The organism is Natrialba taiwanensis DSM 12281 (genome assembly GCF_000337595.1).
GTDB classification, from domain to species: Archaea; Halobacteriota; Halobacteria; order Halobacteriales; family Natrialbaceae; genus Natrialba; species Natrialba taiwanensis.
This window is the reverse complement of the sequence record NZ_AOIL01000027.1, coordinates 1-2,980: the sequence shown is the minus strand read 5'-3', so window position 1 is coordinate 2,980 and position 2,980 is coordinate 1. Positions and strand designations below refer to the sequence as shown.

Annotated in this window: 2 protein-coding genes and 2 pseudogenes; all 4 read right to left on the bottom strand. The window is 56.0% G+C overall.

Annotation, left to right across the window (positions count from 1 at the left end; translation table 11 throughout):
- Positions 1 to 42: 42 nt before the first annotated feature.
- Positions 43 to 324, bottom strand: a pseudogene (locus tag C484_RS07935) (IS5/IS1182 family transposase); the annotation flags it as partial.
- A gap of 548 nt (positions 325 to 872) precedes the next feature.
- A complete protein-coding gene (locus tag C484_RS24015) occupies positions 873 to 1,445 on the bottom strand; it encodes a hypothetical protein (RefSeq protein WP_204366378.1) in 573 nt (190 codons plus the stop codon).
- A gap of 27 nt (positions 1,446 to 1,472) precedes the next feature.
- Positions 1,473 to 1,856, bottom strand: a complete 384-nt coding sequence (locus C484_RS24010; RefSeq protein ID WP_204366377.1) for a hypothetical protein — start codon at positions 1,854 to 1,856, stop codon at positions 1,473 to 1,475.
- Between the two features lie 608 nt (positions 1,857 to 2,464).
- Positions 2,465 to 2,980, bottom strand: a pseudogene (locus C484_RS24965) (sporulation protein); the annotation flags it as partial.

Below are 2,980 nucleotides of genomic sequence, written 5' to 3'. Positions count from 1 at the left end.
TCAGCAGGAGGTCGTGCCAGTCAAGAATATCGTAGGCGCTGTCTTGGTGAGTCCGCAGTAGTACCAGACAAGCGCGTGCTGGAGTTCACGTGTGACCGGTCGTGTGCCGTAGATGTTCTTGTAATAACAGTGTAGAAAGCCGCGAAAGAGATCCGGTGGCTTGTGTACTCGTGTTCGCCCCCGCTTCGAGGGGACGAACACGTCGTACTCTAGCAGAAACCCGAACTCAAGATGTTCGAACAGCGACACTGTCTCGGTAGCCGCCGCATTCAAGAACTCGTCTACCGAAGCCATGTCTTGCAGGGTTGCGGTCGTGCTGGACACACTTTCCGCACCCTGCTGCCTCGTACGTGACGCTTTCTATGACACGCTCTACAGTATGCTATAGCCGGTTGGATAGTGATACTACCGGACAAAAGTCAGTGAACCCTCGATCGCGTCTCACGGATCGGCACTTGTGGCGACGACCGTTCGAATGCGATCGACGTGTGAATAGTTTTGTCCGGCAGTATGAAACGAGAGAAGAGTGGACCCGTACAAATCGGCACGCCATCGGAGTTTGCATTCCGGATGGGAAAGACCAAGCAGGAACGGTCGATCGGTGCCGACATCGACGAGAGCGAATTTGTTTTCGTTATGTTCTCACTAATATCTGGAGGGGCAGATAAAGACCGAGGATTGGGGGAATCAGCCACCGGAGGTGAAAGCAGAGCCGTAGTGACGGCAGCGCACGTACCTGTGACGGCAGGAACGACCACAGTGCGCTGGTTCACTGCGTTCGGCAGGTGCCCGGCTGCGTATAGCGAGATCAGGACGTAACGAACGGCAGGCCGAGGATGCCGATACCGTAGAGAAGGAGCACGACGAGCGAGTCAAGCCCCAGTCGCCAGACCTGGTATTGGGGGGCGGAAGATAACGCCCGTGATATACACCGTCGTAAGCAGGCTACCGAGGCCGGCGAGGTAGATGTCCGCTCCGGTCAGGGCCGGCAAGACGGCTTGCCCCGATACGACCGATACCACCAGAAAAAGTACGGGGAGAAACGCGTTTCCGCCGAAAATGTCGCTTATCGCGAGCCGGTAGTCGCCGAGTCGGACGGCCGTCAGCCCCGTCGACACCTCGGGTAACGCAGTCACCGCTGCCAGCATCGTTGCGCCGAATACGGCACCGCTCACACCGATGCCGCTGGCAAGCATCGAACTGCTCCGTTCGAGCGTGATACCGCCACCGAGGGTCACCGCCGCGAGAAGAAAGACGGCTATCGGATGCCTCGCCACCACTCCCGTGGTCCCGGCTTCCTTCTTCCGCTTTGCGATCCCGCGCGGTTCCGATTGGGCTTTCGGCGGTGCTCCTCCTATACGCCACGATAAGTCCGCCTGCGCTTTCGAGACGAGCAGTAATCCGGTGACCCAAAGGAGAGCGATCAGTATTTCGGGCGGCGTCACACGGGCGAACTCGATCGACCCCGGGAGTTAGCTGCCCATGATGACGACGAGCAAGATCGCGATTACGAGCGTCCTTTCGAGTACGAGCGTCAGCGACGCCGCTCGGAAGGTTAGTATCTCAGATTTTCCCGACCCTGCAACGTCGAGGTACGCGAGAACAACAGTTTGGATCGCGATCCCACCGAGGATGTTCCCGATGGCCAGCGGCAAATTGTCACTTAGTACCGCGCTGATCGCGATGACGAACTCCGGCAGGATCGTGACGACCGCAAGCAGAATCAGCCCACTGAGGTCCTCGCCGAGTTTCCACCGAACCGCAAGAACGTTGGTAACGTCGGAGAGCGAGATGCCCGCTACGTACACGGCGATACCGGCGACGACAAACGACACAAACGGGAACAGCAGCGCCACACGTAGTGAACTCTATTCCGTCACCCATCTACCTTTGGGGTCTTGTGTGTCGTAGTTCGTTTGTAGCGCGATTCTGCAGTCACCAATTCTCGGATCCTGAAACCGTTCGAAATGAACGTAGTACGCCGCGGTATCTCGAGATTCGAAGTCAAAACAGAGGAACTCTCGCCGACAGACGCCCACTGCTAGCGAGGGGATGCGATCCAGCATTCCGAATCCGGTAAAAGGGGAATCGGTGGCTACGGCGGTCGCTATCGGACTCATGCTTGCTCGTTCGCGATCGACGGCGGACGACGTGCGAGGAATACGAACTCGTCTAGCGCGAAGCGCCTGTTCCGGATCGTCGTGGTCGCGAGAGATGGGTTCTTGATCGCGCTCAAAGATAGCGATAAAGACATAATAGTATTCTGAGTTGAAATACACTATATAGTGTTTTAGATATTAATGGAGAACAGTATTTTCGCTCGTTCTTCTAGGAAGTTTCTCTTTTCTCTACGCTGAATTCTCGTTCTAATCCTTCTCAAAGATATCATGGTTAGATTGACGAATAAAATAGTATTATATGAGTAGATCACATCTGTTTCGAATGCATATAGCGAATTCGAGTGTTAGGATTCAACGAACAATACAAACGGATTATTCAGTAACGAGACGCGACGGATACGATCGGCCGATTCGCTCGCGGATTTCGTCGGGTATGACGACATAGTCGAGGCGATGAACTCGACTTCATCGAGGCTGTCGCGGAATCGGCCCGAGTCGGGCCGGAATTCGAACTCCTGGGCGAACCGACGGCCGCTTGTGTACCGCCCGTATGGATCCGTCTCACACTCTGCACTCCGGAGGGAAAACCGAGTCGTCCATCGCGTCGAAGACGGGCTGAAGGCGGTGTAGGTTTGACGGTGAGGTACTCTTTGTCTTCGGGATCGGCGGCAAGATCGATATCGAGTTCCGTTTCGATCCAGACATCGAGGCCGCCGACTGTGAGCGGTGTCGGATACGGAATGTCAACCGAGACGGTCCGAGTTTCCTCCGTTCCAGGGTCGATAGTGAGACTGTCTGCAACGGTGAAGCGGTCGATGTCCACCTCCTGATAGCCGTCGTCGGTTCGGTAGCGCGTTTCG